Below are 1,370 nucleotides of genomic sequence, written 5' to 3'. Positions count from 1 at the left end.
CGCCTGCGGCGGCCGCCGTCTCTGTCGCTTCCCGTTCGCTCACATCGCACTCCAGGCCGTATCGCTGCGGGGCGACCTCGCGTCCCCGGATCCGCCCCGCGCGTCCGCGCCGGGCGGGATCAGGAACCGCCGCGCAGCTCGTACCGCGGGTTGAACATGACCTTGCGCCCGTCCTGGACGCTGACCAGCCCCTCGGCGCGCAGCCGGCGGCCCGGGTCGATGCCGGCGATCCGCCGCCGGCCGAGCCAGACCAGGTTGATCACGTCGGTGCCGTCGTAGAGCTCGGCCTCCAGCGCGGGGGCGCCGCCCCGGGGCCGGAGGGTCACCGTACGCAGCGTACCCGCCACGCAGTGCCGCTTGCGCGCCGAACATGCGGTGATGGGGGTGGCGCCCTCGTCACCGCTCGTCTTCTGCAGCTCCTCGGCTTCGAGCTCGGCCTTGCTCGACGCCATGCGCCGCAGGAAGCGCCGCAGGCCGCCCTTGCCCCGTTCCGGCGGGGCCGGGTCGGTCTCCGGGGAAGTGCGGGCCGAAACCTCGTCCATAAGTGGAAGCGTATGGCATCCCGGTGTGAATCGGACCGGTCGGCCCGCCTGGTTGTGCGGCCCGTCTCAGGCGGCGGCGAACCGGACGGCGGAGACGGCGACCACGGCGGCGGCCGTGACGCCGTAGCCGGCGGCGGCGAGCGCGACGACCCGGACGCGGCGCGCCTCGGTGGATCCGGTGAAGGTCAGCAGCCAGGCCAGCGCCGGGAGCACCAGGACGGCGTGCATCGTGACGAAGTGCGCGGGCTTCAGGGCGGCGGCGACGTGGTAGGCGGCCTGCTGGTGGCCGGTCTGCGCCTCGGCCACTCCCCTGGCGATCATCGCGGCGCCGGACGCCAGCGCGACCATGAGCGCGGCGAACCCGGCGCGCAGCGCGAGGCGCATGCTCGGGGCGGTGCCGGGGTTCGCGCGGAACGCGGCGACGGTCAGCGCGACGAGCGTGACCACCAGGACGGCGCCGCCGGCCGCGAGCATCCGCGAGACGGCGGTGTCGAACGGCGTCTCCATGTTGAAGTGGGACGGGACCCTCCGCCACGCCTGGAGGGTGATCAGCGCGACCTCGGCGACGCAGTCGGCCGCGAACACCCCGAGCAGGACGCGCCGGGCCCGCTCGCCGAGTTCGAGGTGGGAGCCCGCCCAGGCGATGGTGATCAGCGTGAGTCCGAAGGACAGGCCGAAGGTGACGGGCTTGCGCCAGGAGACGGGCCCGGTCCACGGGCCGCCGTCGACGGCGAACACCAGCAGGTGGGCGAGGCCGGCGAGCATCAGCAGCCCGCCGACGGCGTAGCAGGCGCGCTCGACGCGCCGCCCGTCCGTCCAGATCCCGGC

The 1,370-nt window shown here is 74.8% G+C and carries 2 protein-coding genes; both read right to left on the bottom strand.

Going from position 1 to position 1,370, the window contains the following annotated elements; translation table 11 throughout:
- Positions 1-119 precede the first annotated feature (119 nt).
- Positions 120-542: an OB-fold nucleic acid binding domain-containing protein gene (locus tag ABZ914_RS51435; protein ID WP_173095319.1), complete on the bottom strand. Its 423-nt coding sequence runs from the start codon at positions 540-542 to the stop codon at positions 120-122.
- A gap of 66 nt (positions 543-608) precedes the next feature.
- A partial coding sequence (locus ABZ914_RS51430; protein ID WP_500201820.1) for a hypothetical protein occupies positions 609-1,370 on the bottom strand: 762 nt, incomplete at its 5' end.

It is taken from the genome of Spirillospora sp. NPDC046719, from assembly GCF_040645715.1.
Lineage (GTDB): Bacteria > Actinomycetota > Actinomycetes > Streptosporangiales > Streptosporangiaceae > Spirillospora.
The sequence above is the reverse complement of the archived record's forward strand: the minus strand, read 5'-3'. Positions and strand labels throughout refer to the sequence as shown.

Coding starts and splice junctions, on each gene's coding strand:
- ABZ914_RS51435 (WP_173095319.1), bottom strand. CDS start 542: ATGGACGAGGTTTCGGCCCGCACTTCCCCGGAGACCGACCCGGCCCCG.